20 protein-coding genes are annotated in these 23,888 nt (G+C 38.2%); 2 read left to right on the forward strand and 18 right to left on the reverse strand.

The window, feature by feature from the left end; translation table 11 throughout:
• Positions 1-267: 267 nt before the first annotated feature.
• The 17 genes from FBQ94_RS02460 to FBQ94_RS02540 all read right to left on the reverse strand — a co-directional run bounded on the left by FBQ94_RS02460 (position 268) and on the right by FBQ94_RS02540 (position 21,149).
• Complete coding sequence (locus tag FBQ94_RS02460; protein ID WP_007222297.1) at positions 268-1,524, reverse strand: glycosyltransferase family 4 protein; 1,257 nt, start codon at positions 1,522-1,524, stop codon at positions 268-270.
• A 35-nt stretch (positions 1,525-1,559) separates the two neighbouring features.
• Entirely contained in the window at positions 1,560-3,830 is a 2,271-nt protein-coding gene (locus FBQ94_RS02465; protein ID WP_285441966.1) for a WD40/YVTN/BNR-like repeat-containing protein, read from the reverse strand.
• 25 nt (positions 3,831-3,855) lie between these two features.
• Complete coding sequence (locus FBQ94_RS02470) at positions 3,856-5,301, reverse strand: alkaline phosphatase family protein (protein WP_007222295.1); 1,446 nt, start codon at positions 5,299-5,301, stop codon at positions 3,856-3,858.
• The gene (locus tag FBQ94_RS02475; protein ID WP_007222294.1) at positions 5,294-5,980 is read right to left on the reverse strand and encodes a dTMP kinase; all 687 of its coding nucleotides are present in this window, start codon (positions 5,978-5,980) and stop codon (positions 5,294-5,296) included. The genes FBQ94_RS02470 and FBQ94_RS02475 overlap by 8 nt, the downstream gene beginning before the upstream one ends.
• Positions 5,980-7,011 carry a glycosyltransferase family 4 protein gene (locus tag FBQ94_RS02480; protein WP_007222293.1) on the reverse strand — a complete coding sequence of 344 codons (1,032 nt, stop codon included), beginning with the start codon at positions 7,009-7,011 and terminating at the stop codon, positions 5,980-5,982. The genes FBQ94_RS02475 and FBQ94_RS02480 overlap by 1 nt, the downstream gene beginning before the upstream one ends.
• Positions 6,986-8,344, reverse strand: coding sequence for an O-antigen ligase family protein (locus FBQ94_RS02485; protein WP_007222292.1), 1,359 nt, complete (start codon positions 8,342-8,344; stop codon positions 6,986-6,988). The genes FBQ94_RS02480 and FBQ94_RS02485 overlap by 26 nt, the downstream gene beginning before the upstream one ends.
• 17 nt (positions 8,345-8,361) lie before the next feature.
• On the reverse strand, positions 8,362-9,342 hold the full coding sequence (locus FBQ94_RS02490) for a glycosyltransferase family 2 protein (protein ID WP_007222291.1): 981 nt from the start codon (positions 9,340-9,342) through the stop codon (positions 8,362-8,364).
• A gap of 36 nt (positions 9,343-9,378) precedes the next feature.
• Positions 9,379-11,202: an asparagine synthetase B family protein gene (locus FBQ94_RS02495; protein ID WP_007222290.1), complete on the reverse strand. Its 1,824-nt coding sequence runs from the start codon at positions 11,200-11,202 to the stop codon at positions 9,379-9,381.
• A 74-nt stretch (positions 11,203-11,276) separates the two neighbouring features.
• Positions 11,277-13,046 carry a tyrosine-protein kinase domain-containing protein gene (locus tag FBQ94_RS02500; protein ID WP_040543777.1) on the reverse strand — a complete coding sequence of 590 codons (1,770 nt, stop codon included), beginning with the start codon at positions 13,044-13,046 and terminating at the stop codon, positions 11,277-11,279.
• A 9-nt stretch (positions 13,047-13,055) separates the two neighbouring features.
• Positions 13,056-13,895, reverse strand: a complete 840-nt coding sequence (locus tag FBQ94_RS02505) for an SLBB domain-containing protein (protein ID WP_040543776.1) — start codon at positions 13,893-13,895, stop codon at positions 13,056-13,058.
• An 82-nt stretch (positions 13,896-13,977) separates the two neighbouring features.
• On the reverse strand, positions 13,978-15,417 hold the full coding sequence (locus tag FBQ94_RS02510; RefSeq protein ID WP_352246179.1) for a sugar transferase: 1,440 nt from the start codon (positions 15,415-15,417) through the stop codon (positions 13,978-13,980).
• A gap of 670 nt (positions 15,418-16,087) precedes the next feature.
• Positions 16,088-17,314 (reverse strand): outer membrane beta-barrel protein, encoded by a 1,227-nt coding sequence (locus FBQ94_RS02515; RefSeq protein WP_007222286.1) that lies wholly within the window; start codon positions 17,312-17,314, stop codon positions 16,088-16,090.
• Between the two features lie 329 nt (positions 17,315-17,643).
• Complete coding sequence (locus tag FBQ94_RS02520) at positions 17,644-18,792, reverse strand: aminotransferase class V-fold PLP-dependent enzyme (RefSeq protein WP_007222285.1); 1,149 nt, start codon at positions 18,790-18,792, stop codon at positions 17,644-17,646.
• 6 nt (positions 18,793-18,798) lie between these two features.
• Complete coding sequence (locus FBQ94_RS02525) at positions 18,799-19,824, reverse strand: ThiF family adenylyltransferase (protein ID WP_040543775.1); 1,026 nt, start codon at positions 19,822-19,824, stop codon at positions 18,799-18,801.
• Between the two features lie 7 nt (positions 19,825-19,831).
• Positions 19,832-20,509, reverse strand: a complete 678-nt coding sequence (locus FBQ94_RS02530; protein WP_007222283.1) for a hypothetical protein — start codon at positions 20,507-20,509, stop codon at positions 19,832-19,834.
• A 164-nt stretch (positions 20,510-20,673) separates the two neighbouring features.
• A complete protein-coding gene (locus FBQ94_RS02535; RefSeq protein WP_007222282.1) occupies positions 20,674-20,892 on the reverse strand; it encodes a NifU family protein in 219 nt (72 codons plus the stop codon).
• Between the two features lie 32 nt (positions 20,893-20,924).
• Positions 20,925-21,149 carry a DUF1858 domain-containing protein gene (locus tag FBQ94_RS02540; protein ID WP_007222281.1) on the reverse strand — a complete coding sequence of 75 codons (225 nt, stop codon included), beginning with the start codon at positions 21,147-21,149 and terminating at the stop codon, positions 20,925-20,927.
• Between the two features lie 293 nt (positions 21,150-21,442).
• Between FBQ94_RS02540 and FBQ94_RS02545 the strand changes: the two genes are divergently transcribed.
• Entirely contained in the window at positions 21,443-22,189 is a 747-nt protein-coding gene (locus FBQ94_RS02545) for a cytochrome C assembly family protein (RefSeq protein ID WP_040543774.1), read from the forward strand.
• Positions 22,190-22,244: 55 nt separating this feature from the next.
• Positions 22,245-23,531, forward strand: coding sequence for a glutamyl-tRNA reductase (hemA, locus tag FBQ94_RS02550; protein ID WP_007222279.1), 1,287 nt, complete (start codon positions 22,245-22,247; stop codon positions 23,529-23,531).
• 5 nt (positions 23,532-23,536) lie between these two features.
• Here the strand turns inward: hemA and FBQ94_RS02555 are convergent, their stop codons facing one another.
• Complete coding sequence (locus tag FBQ94_RS02555) at positions 23,537-23,848, reverse strand: muconolactone Delta-isomerase (RefSeq protein WP_007222278.1); 312 nt, start codon at positions 23,846-23,848, stop codon at positions 23,537-23,539.
• Positions 23,849-23,888 lie beyond the last annotated feature (40 nt).

Raw genomic sequence — 23,888 nt, forward strand, 5'->3', positions numbered from 1 at the left:
GACAAAGATAAAACCATGAAAATGATCAGGACATGTGACATGACACAGAAGTGTAATGCAACAAAAGTGAGACAGGATACATGAGGGAAGAGATACATGTAGTTACTCAAAATTTTGAGTAAGTGTGAGGTGTCAATACTGTGTCGCTATAATATTATTTGGCAAGTGAAGAGGGGAAGAAAACTAAGTTTACTACTACAGAGAAAACGTTACTACTATCCTGGTTGGGTTAAGATAAACCACTTTTTACACAGGCAATAGTTCTCCTCATCGGTTTTTTCTTATTACTGATTGATAGATTTTCATAAGTTCTTGATAATATTTTTCAGCATTCAATTCCCGTTCTACAAATAGTCTTGCATTTTCTCCCATGTGTATAATTCTGTCAGAACTCTCCAGCATGGCCGTAATCTTTTCGACAAGGTCGTCAACATTCCCGGATTCAAAAGTTAATCCTGTAACATTATTTTTAACCAATTCCGGTATGCCGCCAATCCTGGCTCCAATTACCGGTTTACCCAAAGCAAATGCCTCTAAAACCGATATGGGATTATTTTCATACCATTCCGAGGGAAGAACAACAACGGTACTTTTTTTGATTTCATGATAAAGCGATTGCCCTCTCATATACCCAAAGAATTGGACATGGTTAAGCTCTTCAGCATTTTTTTCAAGCACGTCTTTAAGAGGTCCTTCCCCTATAATTTTAACCTTTATCCTGATTCCATCTTTTGCTTGTAAAATTTTCACTGCTTTCATGAGCGTTGATAACCCTTTTTCAGGCGAAAGTCTTCCAAAATAAACTAAAGACTTTTCTTTCCTGCTTCCGTTGTCTTCTGGTTCGCTCCTGACATCTTCAAAATTCATTACAAAATTAGGCAAATGAATAATAGGTTTTTTAAATCCCATTTTCTGTAACTTATTTTTAAGAAACAGGCTTGGAGAAATAAAAACGTCTACGGCACCATATATATCAAGAAGTGTATGGTGTAGGTACATCTCTACCGCAGCAAGAACACTTTTTGTGCGTGAATCTTTTATGCAGCGTTTGCGAATTGCACTGAAATATCTTCCTCTGTTACAATCCTCGCAAATTTTCTCGTCAGCAATGAGTGAGTATGAGCCACATACCATCTTATAATCATGGAGTGTCATAACAATAGGTATCTTCCTGCTTCTCAATTCATGAAGGATCGATGGAGAAATTTGATGATGGATATTATGTAAGTGGGCAATATCTGCCGGATATTGATCCAACACGCGGGAAATGCGCTTCTTTGCCTCAAAAGAATACAAAATACGGAAGGCTATTTTGAGCTGACTCATGGGATTGCCATCGTTTGTGTTTAAATCTACATCAGGCATGAAATACTTTGAAGTCTCACACGGTATGTTTTCCGGATGAGACATAGAAAAAAATTTTACGGTATGCCCGTGTTTTTCCAAGATGTCTGCTGTCCCAAAGTAGACTCTTTCACTTCCACCGCGTAAGTAGTGAAATTTATTAACCTGGAGGATATTCATTTTTATTCCCTTACTCTGAAAAATTAACTCTGGGTTTATTCCCGGTTACCTTTTTTATGAGAAGAAAAGTCCATGACCGGATCTCCTGTAACATAGACTCCGCTTCCATTCGCAGAAAGATAAACCTCGTGTGGCGGAGATGGATTCACATTGATATTGAAGGCACGGAGCACAGGCAAACCGTTATTGATATTTTCCCATGTCTTTCCCCCATTTACACTCCTGAAAACTCCTTCTCCCGAGCTCTCATCGTGGTATTGATGATCGTTAGAAGCAGCATAAATTACTGAAGGAACTGAAGGCACTACTGCCACGGACTCAATTCTCGTTGGGCCTGATAAAATTTGTGTCCATGTCTTACCGCCATTTGAACTCTTATAAACGCCACCAGGGCCATTTTTACTCCTCACCACTCCTGCATAGAGATGTTCAGGTTGGCGAGGATCTATAGCAAGAGAAGCTATTCGCAGAGAATTCTTATAGGTTTTAACCCAGGAATTTCCATCATTGTCACTCTTATACAACCCATCATCTGTTGCGGCGTAGAGGGTGCTCTTTTTCTCAGGGTGATAGGCGAGCTTCTGTACTCTTATTTCACGAGGTAAACCAGTATCCTTTTTTATCCAGCTTATGCCTTTGTCTTCGCTCTTATAAATACCTGGTTTACCACCAATAAAGATTATTTCTGTATGATAAGGGTTGATTAAGATTGTATTGAACAGGGTGTTATCGGGAAGTCCTTCAGTTCTTTGAACCCAGGTATTTCCATAATCAGAACTGGTTGCAAAACCGGCGATTTTAAGTCCTTTTGCATTGATAACATGAACGATATTAGGTTTTTTGGGATCTACAGCGACATCAAAGATATCGTCTTTATACTTCATACCCTTTACGGAAGCATACCAACTTTTTCCATTATCATCGCTTAGAACTAAGCCATGATCTGCGGTGCCGACATAGAGATGGTTATGATCTTTTGGATCTATACCTACAACGTGTGTATGGCCAAACACATTTATACCTCTGTGAGTCCATCTGCCCGGGGAAACTTCTTTTGAAATTAATTGCTTCCAGGTTGCTCCTCCATTATCGGACCGGTAAATATATCTTGATGTTCCAATATATATCCTCTCGCTATTCCTGGGGTCTAAGGCGATTGCATTAACTTTCCGGCTTAATTCCAGCCATGCTATTTCAACGTTACCTTTACCGCCCAACGGGCCGTTCCATTTTGTAACCTTAATCCAGGTATCTCCGTTATCTACACTTTTATATACACCCCCGCTTTCTCCCCAGGTACTATTTATCGCATACATGACCTTCGTATTCTTTTTATCAATAAGTATTTGTGCATAATTATCGGTATGTTTTGACTTCGTTTTTATAAAATGTAACCCGGAATTCTTTTTCTCCCAGGATTCACCGCCATTGTCAGATTTAAAAACTCCTTCGGGCCCGGCAGCAAGGTAAATCATACGGGAATCATTTGGGTGCGTTGCAACATGCCGTACTGCAGTATTCAGGATATTTCTCCATGTTTTACCGGCATCAAGACTCTTTAACAGACCTTCATTCGTTGCAACATACATGATATTGGTATTTTTATAGTCAATAACCATATGGCGGACTTTCAATTCTTCATCAGGAGAAAAACCAGGAGAAAAGCTTGACTTCCAGGTTTCTCCGTCATCTTTACTCATATAGATATCGCTACCCCAACTAATCTTCTTTATGACAGGCCCGCCTTCCGTGCTTGGCCGGTAACCGAATCCTAAATACAGGATACGATTATCTTCGGGGTGTAAAACAAGAGATCCAATACAGGCAGATAAAGACCCAGACTGTGGGGACCCAATACCTTTCCATACTGACTTCCACGTTACTCCGCCATCAGTTGATTTATAAAAGCCGCCTCGTGTTCCAACATACAGTTTCTTTTTGTCTTTTGGATCAATAATCACAGGTGTTGTGATATCATAATTTTTAATCCCGTTATTTATAGGAAACCAGCTTTCTCCCTGGTCACTGCTATAATAGACGCCGCCAATATCTGTGCCTGCATAGACAGAACCATCTTCACCTACTGACAGAGAAGTTACCTGATCAGCATCTCCCGGACCAATCAATTTCCACGTAATCTTTTCATCTGCAGCAAGACAAAACGGGATAATTCCATAAAAAACCATTTCTGCCACGATCAGCATCACAAAAATGACTGCGATGCCTGGATTTCTTCTCCCGAAAATTCCTTGTGTCAAGGAAAGCAATCTTTTTATACCAGCACTGTCACTATTTTTCTGCATCATAGCTCTCCATAAAAGTGTTTTGCTATCAGGATTTTTCATCTGCCGGAGTCTGTAAAATATTGAGAATAGTAGAAGCTATATCTACAATCCTTTCTTTTCCCGTTATATTTTTGGAGTTAAGAATACCGTAAAAGCCATGGTACCTATGCCCGCCGGATATTTTCTTATGTGTCGTATTTACTCTGGTAATTTTCGTGTGCAGCGCCCAGTTTACCCCATATGATTCTTCAAGCTCGAAAAGTATGTCCGGGTAGATATCTAAAAAGGGCCCCTGATCAATATCCTCGCGGCATTTTAACCACACAAATGGCCGTTTCCCCGTTCTTTCATCCTTAAAATCCTGTAACAAGCGTATAACCTCAAGGCGGAAAGCCTCATAATCCATTCCGGTCTGCTTCATATTTTCTCGGTGAATTGTTATGCCTCCGTAGGGATTGGTACCGGCAAAGACTGAAGTACTGGCAAGGCTTGTGGTAGTATTCGTAATAAAGGTAGATTTTTTTAACGCCTTACGATTCGGAATATACCTTGTTATGGCAAACATGAGATCTTCCAGGTTAAGGTGGTAGACTGCCTCTAATGTTTCCAGCTTAGCCTTCTCTGCCAGATACTTTAGATCCAAATATTTACAACGGCCTACTCTCGATTTTACATACCCTGCCCTTCGGAGAATTTCGTTAATATTTAATACCTTCGTACACCGTCTTCCATGTCCGTGATCGCTGATTATCATGAGAGTTGTTTGATTATCAAGATTCTCCATAAACCGCCCGATTATCTCATCAAACAATTGGTAAAATTCCTTAATACTCTCACGATAGTTATTTGGGCCAGGATACGTACAATCTTCCGGGTCTGTATACCGCCAGAGAAAATGTTGTATTCTGTCTAATTGTAAAAAGGTAACAAAGCATAAATCATAAGTATCCTTACGAAAGTGCTCCTTTGAGAAATGATAAAGCCTTTTAATATCCGCTCTGTTTTTTTCAATAAACTCAGCAAGCTTGTTTTTATTTGGAAAATCGGTAATTCCTCCAATATCCGGCATATCTTCCTTTGAAAGGATATTTGATGGGTAGGATTGAACATCTCCTTTCATAAACACCGGACCGCTAATCATGACACCATTGACAGGCCAAACAGGATACGCAAAAAAAGGATTAACCACACAAACTTTTTTCCCCGCTTTACCTGCAAAATCCCAGAAGGTTTTGCCGATCATGTTAGAGATATTGATATGGGTACTGCCATTATCAAGGTAGCTGACATGTTCCATGATACCGTGTTGAGCTGGGGTCTTTCCGGTAAAGATGGTTGCCCATGCCGAGACAGAGTCGGGTGGAAAAACTGATTCTATCTTACCGGCATACCCCTCACCCATGATCTTTCTGAATGATGGCAGTTCATTTTGCCATGTATGAATAAGATCAGGATCTAGTCCGTCTATACCAATAACCATTACCTTAGCCATTGATAATACCTTGCTCCTTTAAAAAAGTCATCGTACGCTTTGTTATCTGGTGTGCAACCATATCGAAGGAGTTATTGGCATCAATAAGAGTAGCATTAGGTAAATGCCGGTAATAGCGGTACAGTTCGTGCCTTTCCATTAAATATTCCAGCCTTGTACCATCCTGTTTTCTCTGATAGCCCTTTTCCGGCTCTACATCTAAAATAAAGAGTAAATCGGGCAAAGGGAATAATCGGGTTAAAACTAACCGAAAAATGTGTTTCAACCCTTCAGCTTTTTTACCCATATTCACCGCCTGATCTACCATAAAGTCGAATAGGTATCGATCACATATTACGATGGTGTTTTTATTCATAAGACCAAATACCCTTCGCTTCGCCTGGAAATAATAGTCAAATAGCGCTATATTCAACCACAACCACAAGACGATGGGATTCCGTAAAAGTCTCCGTTTTTTCTTTTGAAGATTTGGAATATTTGATGCCATTGCTTCAGGTGTAGTACGTAATCCTTTAAACCTCCTGATAAATGGTTTCAACAGGTATGGCTCCCATCGACTCCAGGTATACACGGCAGCGATTCCTGATGCGTTAAGATGCTTTTGCAGCAATTGGGCCTGAGAGCTTTTACCAGAGCCATCAATACCAATAAAACATATGAATAAAGATTGTCTGGCCATTATAGTACCCTGCACTTCCCCAAAAGTTGATTTGCTACGTTCTTCCAGGAAAATTTTTCTACTCTTTCTCTGGTTTTTGAAATACAATTCCGCATATTTTGCAGTTCATTCTTTAGCTCTTCAGAGGTAGTAAAATACCGGAAATCATCTGAAGCAGGAAAATTCTCCGGCAAACTTCCGAATGGAGTAGTCAACACCGGTAAATTACAGGCAATTGCCTCAAGCACAGATATAGGGAACTCCATAGCGCCGCTTCTTTCTCTTACGTTAAACACGTAACAATCAGCGAGTTGATAGAGTTCCTGGTTTTCTGGTACAAATTTATCGATAATCAGAATCCCCGCCTGGCGTAATTCTCTTTTTAATTCATCTTCCTGAGGGGTTGATGTACTGCCAACGAGAAGCACTTGCATTTCCGGTTGATCGATAAGGCTGAGAAACATCTTTACATTCCGCGATGCGCGAATATGGCCGACGTGTAAAATAATATATTTATCTTGAGGAACTTGATACTTTTCCCGTAAAGCATATTTCGTTTCAGGAGAAACAGGAGTAAATTTTTCAATATCAACCCCTGCGGACAGTAAGTGCGTATCAATTCCAATCTTTTTAAATATATCCGACATAAGGGTTGAGGGAACAAAGAGTGTATGAGGATTAATAAACGTAATAATCCTTTGTGTTAAAGATGAATATTCCCTGTTTTGTAAGGCAACCATAGCGGTTCCAGCCCCTTTTGAAATAAAGCGAAGGACCCGGTAACGTATAAAACTGTGAAGTGTTGCTGATGCTTCGGGAATATAAAAAATGAAATCAGGTTTCTGACGGTTTATCTCCTTACGTAATCTTTTTGAATACAGAATCTTGCTTATTGCGGTAGGCTGGATAAGACCATTCTCGTCCTCACAAGGCCCTAATCCAATACAATCCACATGGTGCTTAATCCCCTTAAGGAGGTTTAATGCTGTCACCTTCATACCTTCATCATAGGGTGGAACAAACAGTTCAGATAGTAACAGGACTTTTTTCATGGAGGTCTTGCATATCATTTAATTTTTGAGTTACCCCTAAAAAGCAGAAGACATATCCCGTTGTTGTGACAAAAAAGAATATGTTCTGACCAAGTGAGGCAACGACATAGACTGATAATAATACCAGCATAAAGACATTATAAGAACGGGCAGGATACATCCTGATTTTATTAAAGTAATACTTAAAATTCATGTAAAAGAATATAAGGAAACAGATCAAGCCTATGGTTCCCGATTCTATGAGAATGCGGAGAAAATCGTTGTGTGGGGGTAATGGATACGTTGTATATTTGAAAGCAACATATTCGCTCGTGCCAAGACCGAATCCCAGAAAGTAATGTTTAGGAAATGCGTTTCTCAATAACTGCCCTGCAAGGTCCATCCTGAATACCAAACTGTTCGTTCCATACTTTCTTGGGGTATATAAATCGGAGAAACGTTCGATAATCTGATCGTATAATAGCGCTACGCAGAGAATACCCATAAAGAGTAGGTATATTCTCAGCCTTTTCTCTTTTATTGAGTAAATAATCAATCCAATCAAAAAAGCAAACCATGCAGCACGGGTATAGGTGAGCACAAGAGAGATTGCTGCGAGGAAAAGCAATCCACAGAGTACCACATTGAACTTTTTCGAGATGGATTTCTGGAAAAAGAGTAAATGGATGAGTACAAATATGATGATACACAAAAACATTGCGTATGGATTCGAAAGGACAAATGTTGAATTAATACGAAGCGTTGGGTCCATACCCTGCTGTACTCCAGTGCCCATAGCATACTGTAAAAAACCATTTCCAATGGGGATTACTGAAGATAAGGCAACGGTAAGAAATATCTTATGTGCATCACGTTCATTTTGTACGAGATGATACGCTAATACGTATATTGCTATAAGGCTGCACAGTTTGAAAAAAAAGGTTACCCCGGTATTAAAATCATCTATATTAATGAAAGAAAGAACCGAGATAAAAAGATAGAAATAGAAGTAGACAGATATACAGGGCTTCCATGATTTTTGTTTATCGTTCGATAAAACGATAACTAAGAACAAAATGTAAAGAATACTGAATATCGCCAATAAGTTTACACTCTGGCCAATACCATATTTAGAAAGTGGATCAATGAGTGGCCGGATAAAAAGGAGAATAACAAAAGCTGCAAATGGTTGTATAAAAAAGGTAAGAATAATAGATAAAAAAGCAAAAAATGCCGCATAAAAATATATGGGAATAGAAAGAGAGAAAATATATCCACCAAGGAAGGAGGTAATTAAAGATGCTATGAATATAAGAAAAATTTTAAGACCTGTATGAAGCGAAGTTGTTATCATGCTCTCCTAATCCGTTCTTATAAGGGTGTATTGTTTTTTAATATAAGGTTTGACGGTATTTTATTTTTCTTTCTATAGATACTACCGACTGAACTCAATATCCCTAAAATCCTTGAGATGTTGCACGCATATGAGATACACCAGAGACGGAATATTTTTTCATCCGCATCTATTACACCTCTTTCCCTGGCTGCCTTTCGCAGAGAGGATAAACGCCGTGGGAAAAATAACTTTGCCAGAGAAAAGACAATGCCTGGCAGTGGTTTTTTTGTATTTACAAAAACGCCAAGGAGGCCGGCGCCAACACGAAAATCTTTTTTGAGTAATTCTTTTAAGCGCCGTGTTGGATGATAAACGATTGCCTCGGGGGCATGAGTGAGGATAAAACCAGCTCTTGTGGCCCTGGAGGTCCATTGAATATCACCACCGGATGTAACTGAGTCGGGAAATAATCCGATACGTTCAAATAAAAATGATTTTACCAATAAATTTGCAGTTGTTGCAGCATTCATTCTTTCTATAGATGATTCGGTATGCAGATTCGTTATTGAATCGTACAATTCTGCAGCCGTTTTTTGTTTTGAATAGATAAATGCAACTCTTCCTCCCGCTAAATCAGCCGATTTGGAAATTAACGTGGTAACTCCTTCTCTCACCCATTGAGGGGTAACCATGCAGTCAGAATCAGTAAAAGCCAGGATCTCATGTTTTGCGTTTTTGATTCCCTTATTCCTTGCCGCATAAGAGCTTTGTATCCTCGTTTCCTCCAATAGTTTGACGGGATATCTCCTTATTACTTCTTTCGTTCTGTCGTCTGAATTATTATCAACAAGAATAATTTCGAGTAGCTCTTTTGGATAGTCTAAATTAAGTAAAGACGCTATAAGGGTATCAATGTTTTTTTCAGCATTATAAACAGGAACAATGATTGAAACTGTTGGGAAAATAGGTAACTGGCTGTTGAACGTTGCAATATTTTCTTTTCGTAGCGTATTCATTATTATTTCAGATTTTTACCATAGTATCGTTACTGTTTACGAGCAAAATCGTTTTCTCCAAAGCAAGAAGGTCATCAACACACAAATCCTCATATAAGCATTTCTTTTCCCTGACATATGATCTGCAACAAGATTATTTACAACATCAATATTAAAATAATCTTCCAGATATTCTTTCTGTTTCAAGGTAGAGATTACAAAATTCTCTAAGGTGTTCTTTAGCCATGCTTCATGAATATAATGCTTATAATTATGTCCTAATTTTCCGGCAGTCAGCCTGGGAAGTACCCTGCTATAGAAGCGATGCCATAATTTAAACGCTGCCTCATAAGATTGAGAGGTGTCTATTGGTAAGCCTGTTATCGTTGTTGGAACTTGTTTAACTTTGGATAAATATTGCGCAATCATCTTTTTATAGATCATCTGGCCGCGCTTCATTTCCACAGGAATACCTTGCACAAAATCAATGAATTCATTATCAGTAAAAGGTTCCAGAACTTCAGAAAATTGCCCCAGAGCTTCAATATGAAATGAAATATATCGCCTCTGTCTTTGGTGAAGGTCAACATAAGTACACTTATTCAATATATTATCTGTGTGTAAGGTGTTAAAACATCTTTTTACAGAGGCAAAACTTTCTCCCCTTACATTTCTATAGATATGTGGTTTTAAGAGTATTGCCAGTTCCCTATCTTTAAAGGTCGTGTTAAAAAAGGTATCGTATAATAGCTCAACTGCCTTTTCTGAATCTGCCGCTTCCCATAATAATGGAAACAGATGCGCACCTGAGAGACAATCACCGAGAAAGCCGCACATAACAGACTCGCTCTTATTTTCCTCCAGGAATGAGCAAAGAGCAAAAATCCAAAATGCGAAACAATTTAATCCCTCTAATTCCCAAATACCTTTATCCGCATAGGTTTCTATATACCCATGGTCAATGGGAATAAAGGTGTGGCTGTATCCCAAACTTTTAGCAATACTTCTACCAAATCGAACATCATAACAATGTTTATGTCCGACTGTACAGGTAACTATCTTTGGAAATTTCAAGTACTGCCCTGCCATAGCCGCAAGTGTCCTGGAATCGAAACCACCTGTTATAGGCAAGCACATATTCTCTTTACACCTTTTTCTGACAGCCTCTTTAACTCTTAGCGCATACTCATCTATATAATATTCTTTACTCTTTTTTGTCTCTCCGGTATGAAACTCATAGTCCCAGTAACGATGAAAAGTATTTTGTCCTTCCTGATATGTCATGATACTGGCAGGTGGGAAAACCTTTATATCTTCGAAAAAAGTACGATCATCAAGGAGATAGTTTACTGATAAAAAATCAGACAGAGCAACCTCATTAATCTTCTTGTTAAACTGAGGATGCCAGATCAATGATTTATACTCAGAAGCAAACATGAACTTGTCTTTGAAAAGCCAGTAATAGAGCTTTCTAAAACCGTACCTATCATTAATGATTGTCAACCTTTTATAGTCATCTTCCCAAATACTAATCAGGTAAAGCCCGTTAAGGCCACACAAGGACTCAACACCAAATTGAAGGTAAAGTCCCAGCAATATATCGCTTATATTACGAGATGTATCACGGTATCCGCTCTCCAAAAGCATTGTTCTGAGCTTGTCCTGATCAAATATCTCGCCAATCACAGTTAGCGCCGTACCCTTTTGCTCCGAAATGGTTTTTTGGTCATTCACAGAGATCGTAGCAACACCGGCGCCTGGCATGATTGATTTTTGTATCTTATGCCAACTCTTATGCGTCATAAGTTGAATCATAGTCTGAATACATACTTCCAGGTCTTCTCTGTTTGCTGGTGAGACTATTCCGGCTATACCAGACATTGCTTTACTTTTTACCTTTCTTCTTAAAGATTTTTATAGCATACATTCACACCGAAAACGCCTATTCAACTGAGCTACAATCTTTCGTAAAGCAATTTTGGGATGGCAAATGAGCGGTTATTCAATATGACGCCAAGAAAATTAGCTTTCTTTTGTTCCAATGGTGATAATAAGGCTTTTATAACATGGCGACGGGTTTTCCCTTCACTAACAACCAGGGCAACTCCGTCTAAATAAGAAGAAAGGACATAAACATCTTTAACATTTTTCAGGTTTGCATAATCAACGAGAACAATATCGTATTGTTCTTTCACTATGTTGATTACATCGAGCATCTTATAGGAATCTAAGGCGGCAATTGAACTAAATGTGGATCTGGTGGCAGGTAAAACCGTTAATTTAGGACTTGTCTGTTTATTTTTTTTATTATTTAAAGAAACTTTTCCTTCCAGTACATTTGCATAACCGGTAACTATATCTTCAGACATCTCAGAATTCACCACAGTATTTGAATTATTGAAAGTTTTGCCGGCAGGCAAAACCGTTAAATTGTGACTTACAGGGTAAGCGGCCTTCTCAAAAGTACTTCTTCCTTCCATAATATCAACGAGACCCGGGCTATCTGAGATTTTAAATATTTTATGCATAGTTGGAGTTTTTAAGTTAGCATCTATGATAAGTACTTTATGACCTGCTTTATTGGATAAGAAATTACCCAGATTAGCGATAATAGTTGTGGAACCGTCAGAAGGTGAAGAGGCTGTTATCAAAATAGACCTTACATTTTTCTCTTTCATCAATATTTGTACCCGATCGGAAAGGTTCTGATAAAACTGCGCAAGAGGGGTTGTCCTCCTTTTATCCTTAATTAACTTTTTATCTTTAAACCCTTTCCGTGGGAGAGAACCCAAAAGCGGTACATTGAGAAATGTCTCTACATCAAGCGGAGACTTAAGGGTATGATCAATATATTCAAGCCCAAATGTAAGCATAACTCCCACAAATAAACCCATAAAAAGCGCAATAACCATAGTAATACGCTTGCTTATTCCTATTGGCCTGAGAGGGATCTGTGCTTGCTCAATAACCTTAACAGTTGCAGGCCCGATTGCCTCTAAATCGGGAAGTGTATCGCCCGCAAGATTTCTCGTCATCTTATCGATTTCATTTCTCAATTGTATGATTATAGGATGTTTTTTCTCATATTGCAGTTGAAGTTGTGCCAATTGTTGTTCAAGATCAAAAATAATATATGAACGGCTTACCACATTGGCAATCGTAGCTGCTGCTACAGGATCAAAATCAGTAGCGCCTATGGTAAATATGTTTGTATCTTTTATTGGTTCAACGGTTATCGTAGTTTTTAAATTTTCAACATTCATCCGGAAGGCATACGCCCGCTCTTGTTCAGGTGAAATATGTTTTGATTCTAGTCTCTTTTGTTGAAGATCTGTCAGCCAGTTAGGCTTTAAATTCGCCAGGTATTTTTCTTTTACATGAATCAACCATGCTTTAAATGCAGAACAGTAATTTAGTTCATAATCGCTCGGGCGCTCGTGGAGCTTAAGCACTTTAACGGCACGTTCAATTACAGGATTTGAGAATACAATCTCATTCTGAGTCATATGTTGATAGCCTTCTAAAACTCTATAATAGGGGCTCTCAAATTGTTTTTCTGCCGAAACTAACATCTTAACCTGAGCTTGATAAACGGGAGTCTTAAGCTCCTGACCAATTAAGACGCTTATCATGATGATCACCAGCGTATTGATGATTACAGTCTTGTGCCCGAATATAATCCTGAGATAGTCTCGTAACGTACTTCCTGAAAAATTCAAATTCATGGTAATCCCCTAAAGAATTCCTTCTAATACAATTACTATATCTTCTGGTTCTAAAAGAATATCTTTTCCTATTTGACCACTTACAGCGCCTTTCATATCAACTTTGATACTTTTATACCCTGATTTGCCCTGTTCTGTCCTGAGTATCTTAACCCTGTCAGGAGAACCATATTTTGCAAAACCTCCGGAAAGAGATATAGCCTTAAGGACTGTAGTATTTTCCTCAAGAATAAATTTACCTGGTTTTAAAACCTCACCATAGACAAAAAAACTATTGCTACGCTCTACAATCACTATATCTTCGCTTTCAATAGGCATGTCTGCATGGAGATGACTCTCTTTTGTGTTTTTTAGATTTATATTGATTTCCTTGTATCCGGGTTTATTTTTCTGTTTCCTCCTCAATTTTATATTGCCATAAAGGCCGTCTGGAGTAATACCACCGGCTGCTGAGATAGCTTTTAATACGGTGATATTATCTTCGAGATCAAACCTCCCCGGGCTTCCGACTTCACCGTACACAAAAAACTTCATGCTCTTATAACTTGATAGGGTCACCGATACTACAGCATACTTTATGTAACCGCCTGAGAGCTTTTTCGATAGTTCCTTTTCTATTTCTGAAAGGCTCATGCCTTTCACATAAAGCACCCCTACATAGGGAAAAGATATCGCCCCATCTGATGCGACATGTGCTACCGTTTTTAGTTCATCATGTCCAAGCACACTTATCTCAAGTACATCATCTACCCCAACGGTATATTGTTTTGTAGATTCATCAGCATAATTGAATGCCGGTACTATAAACACACTAGAAAATATCAACAAACTTATGAATATGTTTTTCAATTTCTTTACCCCCCATGAAAGAGTAATACAAAAATCAAGGCGTGATTAAAACTATTCGGTATTTGATTTTCCAATTTTGAATCTATTTTGCTCCTACTCCAAACAACACTACCGGTAATGTTTTTAATAATATTTTACAATCAAGCCAGAGCGACCAGTTATCAATATACGTTAAGTCCAGCCGCATCCATTCGTTAAAATCAGTTATCTTATTTCTTCCGTATGCCTGCCAAAGGCATGTTAAACCTGGTCGCATACTGAGCCGTCTTCGTTGCCAGGGCTCATATTTACTTACTTCATTCGGAATGGGAGGCCTTGGGCCCACCAGGCTCATATCACCTTTAAATACACTCCATAATTGCGGCAGTTCGTCTATACTAAATTTTCTTAAAAATTTTCCAACCCTCGTTACTCTGGGATCGTTTTTCATTTTAAAGACAGGGCCTTTCATTTCATTATATTTAAGAAGATCGTTGAGTTTGCTTTCGGCGTCTTCAACCATTGTTCTGAACTTATACATGGTAAATGTTCTGCCATTCAGGCTGCATCTTTGCTGTTTAAAAAAGATGTGACCTCTTGATGTCATTTTTACCGTTATAGCAGCTAATGCAAAAACTGGCGATGATACTATAAGGGCAGTTGTAGAAACACCTAAGTCAAATAATCGCTTAATAAAAAGATGCAATAATTTATCGGGAGTACTCTCAAAGGTAAGCAGAGGAAGCTTTTCCAAATTACTATATTTTGCCTTTGATAATTTAAGTTCAAATAAATCAAGCGCTACACTTACCTTTAATCCTTCTATCTCACACATAGACATTATCTTTTCAATCTTGCTTAGCCATGAGCGTGGAACAACAAATATAACCTCGTCGACAACACAATTATGAAGAATATCACTTACATCGTTAAAGGATCCGATTACTTTGTATCCACAGATCATCGTGTTTATTTTTGTTGTATCATTATCGACGAGACCAATTATCCTGATTCCCCATTCAGGATGATTGCTAATTAAATTGATAAGATGTTGCGCCCTTACACCTGTTCCAACGATTAAAATGTTCCTTGTATTAAAACCTTTTTTCCGTTGATACCGAAAAAATTGTATGAGAGCAATTTTTTCAATACTTATAAACATTACTGCGAAGAGAAATGAGTAAACGATATGGAGTCTGCTAACGGAATTCATTTTTGTGATAAAGATGAAACTTCCAAAAAGACTACATCCAACAAGAGCTGCTTCAATTACAATAAATAAGACATCTGATATATGTTTGGTTCTGAAGGAATTATACATTCCAAAGCAGTACAAAAGGACTCCCCAAATAATCAGGAGTATAGGTATAAGGATAAGATAATCACTCATCTGATAATAACCATTAGGATGCTTTCTTAAGTAAAATCCTAAAAAGAAAGTCGCGAAGACTATACACATGTCTGAAAACGTCATCAGACCTCTGAATATGACATAATGTTCTTTTAACATAGCACTATTAATATGACACAGTGAAAAACACATTGAAAAAATTTTTTTAATTACTTGAGAGAGTATATAGAAAAATATATGCCAATATCTCAAGGAATGTGGAAATTGATTGTTTTATTTTTAATAGCAAATTTCTGCACACCTTTAGATCGCAAAAAACATAGAGAAATAAGTGTCATTTATTGTGGCAGGAGAGAACAATGAAATAGAAAATGCTACCTTAGCAGGTTGTTTTCATATGAAGTACGGATAATTATGACAGAAAACACAGAAAGACGGAACGGCTATCAAAGGATAGACACAGGAAAAAGGTCTTGCGATAGTATTTTTTACGGATTTGGATTTTCGTACGGATTACATGCGGAATAGTATAGATGGTATGAATACAAAACAAGAGATTACTAAAATGAAACACGGAAAACGTGACATGTCACGCTTCTGTGTCATGTCACAAAGGCGTGACATGTCACACAGCAAGGAGAAGTAAAAATTTTGAGGATTTTATGGCTATTTTTTAGGAAGAACTTTTTATGCTCAAAGGGTTCACAATCAATACATAGGTAAATTGATATACAGAGTGGTGCGGACAAACTCCGTTTGTCCGTGATGGAAGATATTATTTTATCAGGATTCTCACTTACCTTGGAATGACAAAGGGAATTGGAATTTTGTATATAGAGTCTTTAATTAATTTTTTATTATATTAAAACTCTGCGATTAATCCTAAGAAGATAGTATTTTTTTCGTATTCAGTAGTCTCAATATTAGAGCTTAAATCTGAGTAAGAGTAGGCTAGATCCGCACGTAAGTTCTTATTAATATCGTAAGTTAAGTCTGTTTTTACTCCAAACAGTTCTCTTTCGAAATTTGAAGAAACATATTCACCATCACCATAAAAAACAGAAAATGCGCATCCAAATCTTTCTAAAATTTGCCGTTCGAAGTTAATTGCTGTCCTCCACTCATTAAAAATATCTGCGGTATAAGCATTGGTACTATTTTTCTTTAAGAATGAAATGCCTGCACTCGTTCTTTCATCTACTTCATACGTAACTGATGCGAAATAAAGCGGTCTGGTGTAGTTTTTATCGTCAAAAGAATCTATAAAATCGACACCAACTCCACCATCAAAATAAAGCTTTTTCGTTATATATTGCCTTATTCCCGTAGTAATGGTGTTTACTAAGGCATCCTCAGCATTTTCAAATTGTCTGTGAAGGATATCATACGATACAGAGAAACGGGTAGCAGAACTTAATAAGTAACCTATTTCAAAACCCCCACTATTGAGATATGAAGTTTGTATATCAACCTCAGAAAATGCGTTTAGATCATTCATATATCGTACGGTAACAGAAATCTGTTTGCTGATATCCTTTGTATAGTCAATATTGAAACGATTTGTATAATGTTTAAATCGTCCCCCTTCTCTTACAAACTGCTCATCAAAAAAGTCATCCCGGAAAAAGAGAGGAGCCTCTGAATAAACAAAGAAATTTTTTACACTCAAGCGATCATTTTCTGAGAATTCATGATTAAAACTAAAATCAATGTCTTCAGAGATATTGTTGAATTCATTATTCTTCATAAATGCCTGACTGTGTAAATTACCCACCAATTCAAAACTACTGGCTTTACCCACGTAGCTTATACCGAATCCGATACTCGCATCCGTTATAAAATCGTCTTCTTCATTCTCATTTTCAAAGGTAACATTATCATCATAGGTCTCACCAACTGATATTCCTGTAAGTTTTATGTTAAAACCCTTATAATCATACGAGAGTGAATCAAGAAAGTTGGTAATTGAGAGAACTGGCTCGTGATAGTCAAAAGAATAAGCATTTGGATTGGCAGCTATAAAAAAAGCTGCAAAAAAAACTACGAAGGATAAGGATGTTGTCTTAAAATATTTTATTAGATTATTCACTTTACCGTATTAGGATATTATAGTTTCCCGATATATACAAAGTTTATACATGATACCTCAAACTACAATTATTCTTAAGTACTTCACTTCCAGAAAAGAGCAAAACCTATAAAACCAAATCAGACAAAAAATGACTTGTAAATTATCTAAGCGAACAACCTATCTGCCTATCGAACGTGGATTATACATGAACAAAAGGAAATAATGCAAACAGAAAATATTATTTTATTGTGAAATTATAGCATCCAATAGATGAAACTGAAGAATACTATAATAAAAACAGCTATATCTTTACGCTTTTTTGCAAAAACCTCATCCTTCCTGCCTGATTATATTTCCTCACTCGCAATTTGACCGAATGCAGCTATGAGTTGATCTATCTCTTCCTCTGTAGTAAAACATCCGGGGCTTATCCTTACGGTTCCATTGGGAAATGTCCCCATCATCTGATGTGCAAAAGGAGCACAATGAAGACCCGGACGCACCGCAATATCGAAAGACTGATCAAGGATGGCTCCAATCTCCGCCGGCTTAAATCCTTTTACATTGAGAGAAAGAATGCCTACTTTCTTCGATATCTCCTGTGTTCCATACAGGATAAAACGCTGATCATCTTTTAGTGCCTGTATGAGTTTATTGATTAATTTTTGTTCATGCATTCTGATGGTGTGAATACCTGTGGATGCAATATATTCAATACCGGCCCTCAGACCTGCTATACCCACCGTATTGGGTGTCCCACTCTCGAGTTTGAACGGTAACTCTTCCGGTTGTGATAATGATGCAGGCTCAAAACCTGTACCGCCTTCCCGCCAGGGGTCAAGCGTTAATCGCTCTCCTACATACAATCCGCCAGTCCCTGTTGGCCCTAACGTACCCTTGTGTCCTGTAAAGGCAAGCATGTCGATGGCATATTTATTAACATCAATTTCACATACCCCCGCCGTTTGAGCAGCATCTACCATAAACAAAATATCATGTTCTCTTGCAATGCAGCCAATTTCCTTAATTGGTTGAATCGTACCCAGAACATTAGGAGCATGCGCCATAACGATTAATCGGGTTTTGGACGTAATAGCAGTCTTAATATCATTTGGATCAATAAGACCTTCCGGAGAATTTTTAACCTTGGTTATTGTGATGATGCCCTTTTTCTCAAGACTATAAAGAGACCGGGATACAGCATTATGTTCAAGATGAGTTGTAATGGCATGGTCGCCCGTTTTGAGTAATCCTTTAATTCCCATATTTATCGCATCAGTGGCATTAAACGTAAAAATAAATCGCCGCGAATCCTTAATACCAAATAATTGTGCAACAACACTGCGTGTATCCTCAATTTCTTTTTCTGCTGCCACAGCCATCCTATGACCCGAGCGGCCGGGGTTCGCACCTAAGGTCCGATAGAATGTGTTCATTGTCTTATAGACAATTTCCGGTTTTGGAAATGTCGTTGCTGCATTATCGAGATAGATCATGATGTATTACATTCCTATATATTTTGCGTAAAGCCCTTTTGCTAAAGACATATCATTTGTGCCAGAAATAATTGAGCGCCCATCAGGAAATATTGTTATATCATATTTTTCTGTCTTTAACCGTAATAAAAAATTATTAAAAGAGACTGTTCCCACTTTTTCAAGTCGTGCTGCAAGCTGCGTTAAATCTAATTTTGATCTGTTGGGATGTAAAATTTGTACGGCATTTCTGCCACACAAAGAGGTGGCCATTGAATAGTTATCTTTGGACAGGAATTCATAATAATGTTGTTTGCATGTTACACAGTCAGACTTCCTTTTGATATCCCCGATATGCAATCTTTTTATCTCATTTTGCCAGATGTCTATCTTTAAAAGACCGTTATTTAAGGCATCAAAGTTGTTTGTTAAGATCTTTAATGCTTCTGCTACCTGGATAGAAGCAATAATACTGGCAATGGGTGCAATAATCCCTGCCGTATCGCATGTTTCTGTGGTACCAAAAGGCGGGATATGCTCAAGCAGGCACCGCAAACAGGGCGTTTTTGACGGAACAATATCCATGATTAAACCCACAGATCCGATGCATGCCCCATAAATCCAGGGTATCTCTTTTTTCACACAATAATCATTTATCAGGAACCGTGTTTCAAAATTATCAGTTCCATCAATAACAATATCGGTATTCTCTAAAAGGGATCCTATATTCGATGGATTAAGGTCAGCAACACAGGATTCAATCCGGATATGGGAATTCACTGCTTGAAGTTTTTTTTGTGCGGCGACAGATTTGGGGAGGTTTTTTTTTATATCTTCTTCGTCAAATAACGATTGGCGTTGCAAGTTACTTTCTTCAATATAATCACGGTCTACAATTTTCAGGCATCCAATTCCGCTGCGGACAAGAAGGTTTGCTGAGGTGCAGCCTAAGGCACCGCAACCGATAAGCACGGCAGACTTATCCATAAGTATTTTTTGGCCATGAGTGCCTATACCATAAAACATTGTCTGCCGGACATAACGTTCTGACATGCCTTATTTAGTCTTTAATTTCGAAACTACCTAAACAGGATGGATCACCTGCTGCAATAGCTTTTTCTCTCTTATATCTGATCTTACTCTGTATTCCTTCGCCAAACCCTGCGATCCATTCATTAATGATAGTACACATGGTTAAAAAATCTGCTCCTGCGTTCTTCCAGTATTGCTCATGAATACAACTTTCGTGATCCCATAAGGTACGTTTGTCAGATTCTGATATTATCTGCGCTCCCCGGTCACAGGGCATCCCATCACTGTGATAATCTCCCATTACCTCAAATGCTTTTGATGTATTGTTGCAATCGGCTCCTGATAGTCCTTTGCTCTTGATGGCCTCTTTACCACAGGTTATTCCGTGTTTATGCGCAGCCTCTGCGGCTACTTTTGCAGCATCATGATATTTGGAACAGAAAGCAGCAATCACAGCAGCTTCTCTCGTCTCCACCTCTATAATGAGGCTTTGTATTCCCTGATGAATTGATTTGTTGGCCAATAATTCTTCAAGCGGTTTGTTAACACTCGATTTTGGATACTTTTTATATACCTGTACAAGAAGATCATCCGCTTCTGCACCGTACTTTGATTTAAATGCAGAAATAATGGCAGACTCCCGCGCCTCCGTGGTTTTTATTTTCCCGTACATCCAATGATGTATGGGGCCAAGTACTAAACTCATGTAAAACTCCTTAATAGTAGTATTCTCATAAGGATAAGCCTACCGCAGAGGATAATGCAATACAAGAATTTGTTTTTCTTAAAGAAGCACACAATTCATTTGTTATCTTTTCTATAAGATTTTCCATAACTCTGCGGTAAACTATGCAGCAAAATGAAGCCAAACTATGCAAGTTCCACAGATTCTACTTCAGGGATCTCTTCTTTAAGACGTTCTTCCACACCATACTTTAGCGTCATGAGCGCACTTGGGCAAGTTCCACAAGCCCCTCTCAGACGCACCTTCACAACACCTCCCTCTATATCCACTAATTCAATATCACCGCCATCCGCCTGGAGCGCAGGTCTAATATGATTAAGCGCTTCTTCTACTTTTTCTCTCATTGATCAATCTCCTTGATTATGTTATGAAATAGTTAACTCTTTTTCTTATTAATAACTTCATTCAATTCTTTAATAATTACTTCAGGATCAATATTATGCATCGTGGCGCCAAATGAAATATCTTCCATCTTTGAGCCTGGACATGTAAAACAACCGGAACCGAAATATTTTTTTATAACAGGTTCCGTCTCAGGATATTGCTTAATCACATCCCCAATACTGGTCTTTTTCGTTATCTTCTTTATATTTTCATCCATGATAATTCCTTATTATGAACATTATTTCAGATAATTACGTTCATAGTACGACAGAATCCTAGGTTATCGGACAACCGTGCCTTTGTCAAATAAAAAAAATGCAAAAATCAAGATGATGTTTTAAGATTTTGGTTGATTAATGAATGTTTATCTCTTAAATTATTTAGGATATGATATCGTTACCACATATTCCTTTTATAATTGTTATAGTCCTCTATTTCATATCTTCGGTATGGTCTATAGGATCCATCGTAAAACCACATGCTTTCAATAGGAAAGTAGTTAAGTGGTCTATGATGATGGGATTCTTTATTCACAGCGGTTTTCTGGTATTCCTGGGTTTTGAATCGAGCAATATCCCGATAACCAATGTATACGAATCCTTCATATCATTACTCTGGTGCATTCTCTTTGTTTACATCAATCTGGATTATCTTTACAAATTACCCTCTTTAGATACTTTTTTAATGCCTGTTGTTACAGCGCTTTCACTATGGGCGCTTACATTTGATGGGGGAAATCTGCTCATTACCGTACATCTTCAGAACTTTTGGCTTATAGCGCATATTATCCCCATATTTGTAGGATACGCCGCCTTTACCATATCCTTTAGCCTGAGTATCATGTATTTAACGCAGCAAAGACAATTAAAACATAAGCTATTTGGCCCTCTTTTTAATAGATTGCCCTCATTGGAAGGAATTGACAAGCTTATGTGGAAAACAATTTCTTTTGGCTTTCCTCTCCTTACCTTAGGACTTGTATTCGGTACTTTTTGGGTAAAAACACAAAATATTTTAGGCGAGATGTGGTATTTGGATTACAAGGTTATTCTTGGTTTGGCAACCTGGCTCATATACGCAGCGCTGTTGCATATGCGCCTTGTCGCATCTTTTCATGGCACAAAGATCGCATGTTTGACTATTGCAGGTTTTTGCCTTGTGCTTTTTACCTTTATCGGTACCTTCTTTATGGGATCCAAACATGCCTTTCAGAATGTCAACGAACAATCTCATACAAAGATTTTACATATTCAATAAAAAATTAGGCTGCAACCGAAATTCTATATCGTTTCTATTTGACTAAGGATTGGACATGAGTATTTTAGTTGTAGGGTTGAACCATAAATCAGCCCCTGTAGAGGTTAGAGAAAAACTTGCTTTTAATGCTAATAATATTCCCACTGCTTTATCTTATTTTCTCCAAAAATATCAAAAGGCAGAAGCTGTTATCTTATCGACCTGTAACCGTGTTGAAATATATGTATCCTCTCTGGATGGCGCTATTCAGGCAGAGGATGTCCTTTCATTCCTTGCTGATTTCCACAAGGTTGAGTTACCTGTTTTTTCCCCTTATATGTACCATAACAAGGATGACCGGGCGGTTAATCATCTTTTCTTTGTCACTACCAGCCTTGATTCTATGGTATTAGGAGAATCACAAATCCTGTCGCAGGTTAAAGAAGCCTACACCATAGCGTCTTTGCAGGAATCCACGGGAAAGGTTCTTAATCAGCTATTTCAGCAGGCGCTCAATGTCGCTAAAATCGTGCATACGAAAACTTCCATTGGAAAGAGAAAGGTCTCTATAAGTTCTGTAGCAGTAGAATTTGCCGAGAAAATATTTCAGGATTTTACCGGAAAAATGGTTCTCGTGGTAGGCGCCGGTGAAATGTGCGAACTCCTCATAAAGCATCTGTATGAAGAAGGAGCGCGTACATTCGTGGTTGCAAACCGCACATTTGAACGTGCACAGGAACTTGCTCACACATATCATGGCCAGGCCATTAAATATGAATTACTGGGAGAATATCTCGCAAAGGCTGATATTATTATCAGCTCCACCTCCGCTCCTCACTATGTGATTCATGCCCAGCAGATAAAAGAGGCCATCAAACACCGGAGGGGAAATCCTATATTCCTCATAGATATCGCTGTTCCAAGGGACATTGAACCTGATGTTGCCAAAATTGACAATGTATATCTCTACAACATTGATGATTTACAATCTGTCGTAAGCCAAAACATCGATGAGCGAACCAGAGAGATAGAAAAATGCCGTAGTATTATTGAAGAGGAAGTAGAACATTTTATGGCAAAGCTGGAGGAAATAAAGATAGAACCTGCAATAACCCTGTTGCGGAATCATTTCCATGCAATCGGCAGGGAAGAGTTAAATCGTTTAAAACCAAAACTGAAAAACATGCAAGATGGAGAATGGGAACAAGTTGTTTATGCTATTGAACGTACCATTAACAAACTCCTTCACCACCCGGCAAAGGTAGCAAAACAAGAGGCGAAAAACGGAGGTGGATATCGATACGTAGAAACCATCAAAAAGTTATTTGGAATTTTCCATCATACGGACCACCCTCAACATTAACGCCGCTACTTCATCAGCGAATGAATCCTCTTGGTATCCAGAAGCGCCTTCTCCATAGGCACAAGAGGCGTGATTTCTATATCGGTAAAGAACGGAAAGAGCGGTAATTTTGAGACGATATCTTCCATCTCTTCATTGGATTCAGCATCGATTATAGCCGCAGCCCCCCTCTTACCAGCTAATTTCCCACCCGCTATAATCTTACCACGCCTTTGAAATCGTGAAAAATATTCCCATTCTTTTATAACATATTCCAAAAAGTCTTTTACCGGCAAAGGGGGCATCTGCTTTATTTCAACTTTTAATAAAAATAGCATAGTCTTTACCTTTCAATTTACAATAGTTGCAACGGTGCGG

It is taken from the genome of Candidatus Jettenia sp. AMX1 (genome assembly GCF_030263775.1).
GTDB lineage: Bacteria > Planctomycetota > Brocadiia > Brocadiales > Brocadiaceae > Jettenia > Jettenia caeni.

What these genes read in the sequence shown, in the direction of transcription:
- FBQ94_RS02460 (WP_007222297.1), bottom strand. Translation starts at nt 1,524, where the DNA reads ATGAATATCCTCCAGGTTAATAAATTTCACTACTTACGCGGTGGAAGT.
- FBQ94_RS02475 (WP_007222294.1), bottom strand. Translation starts at nt 5,980, where the DNA reads ATGGCCAGACAATCTTTATTCATATGTTTTATTGGTATTGATGGCTCT.
- FBQ94_RS02470 (WP_007222295.1), bottom strand. Translation starts at nt 5,301, where the DNA reads ATGGCTAAGGTAATGGTTATTGGTATAGACGGACTAGATCCTGATCTT.
- FBQ94_RS02495 (WP_007222290.1), bottom strand. Translation starts at nt 11,202, where the DNA reads ATGTCTGGTATAGCCGGAATAGTCTCACCAGCAAACAGAGAAGACCTG.
- FBQ94_RS02555 (WP_007222278.1), bottom strand. Translation starts at nt 23,848, where the DNA reads ATGCTATTTTTATTAAAAGTTGAAATAAAGCAGATGCCCCCTTTGCCG.
- FBQ94_RS02485 (WP_007222292.1), bottom strand. Translation starts at nt 8,344, where the DNA reads ATGATAACAACTTCGCTTCATACAGGTCTTAAAATTTTTCTTATATTC.
- FBQ94_RS02545 (WP_040543774.1), top strand. Translation starts at nt 21,443, where the DNA reads ATGATGATGGGATTCTTTATTCACAGCGGTTTTCTGGTATTCCTGGGT.
- FBQ94_RS02530 (WP_007222283.1), bottom strand. Translation starts at nt 20,509, where the DNA reads ATGAGTTTAGTACTTGGCCCCATACATCATTGGATGTACGGGAAAATA.
- FBQ94_RS02540 (WP_007222281.1), bottom strand. Translation starts at nt 21,149, where the DNA reads ATGGATGAAAATATAAAGAAGATAACGAAAAAGACCAGTATTGGGGAT.
- FBQ94_RS02490 (WP_007222291.1), bottom strand. Translation starts at nt 9,342, where the DNA reads ATGAATACGCTACGAAAAGAAAATATTGCAACGTTCAACAGCCAGTTA.
- FBQ94_RS02520 (WP_007222285.1), bottom strand. Translation starts at nt 18,792, where the DNA reads ATGATCTATCTCGATAATGCAGCAACGACATTTCCAAAACCGGAAATT.
- hemA (WP_007222279.1), top strand. Translation starts at nt 22,245, where the DNA reads ATGAGTATTTTAGTTGTAGGGTTGAACCATAAATCAGCCCCTGTAGAG.
- FBQ94_RS02510 (WP_352246179.1), bottom strand. Translation starts at nt 15,417, where the DNA reads ATGTGTTTTTCACTGTGTCATATTAATAGTGCTATGTTAAAAGAACAT.
- FBQ94_RS02535 (WP_007222282.1), bottom strand. Translation starts at nt 20,892, where the DNA reads ATGAGAGAAAAAGTAGAAGAAGCGCTTAATCATATTAGACCTGCGCTC.
- FBQ94_RS02525 (WP_040543775.1), bottom strand. Translation starts at nt 19,824, where the DNA reads ATGTCAGAACGTTATGTCCGGCAGACAATGTTTTATGGTATAGGCACT.
- FBQ94_RS02500 (WP_040543777.1), bottom strand. Translation starts at nt 13,046, where the DNA reads ATGAATTTGAATTTTTCAGGAAGTACGTTACGAGACTATCTCAGGATT.
- FBQ94_RS02480 (WP_007222293.1), bottom strand. Translation starts at nt 7,011, where the DNA reads ATGAAAAAAGTCCTGTTACTATCTGAACTGTTTGTTCCACCCTATGAT.
- FBQ94_RS02465 (WP_285441966.1), bottom strand. Translation starts at nt 3,830, where the DNA reads ATGATGCAGAAAAATAGTGACAGTGCTGGTATAAAAAGATTGCTTTCC.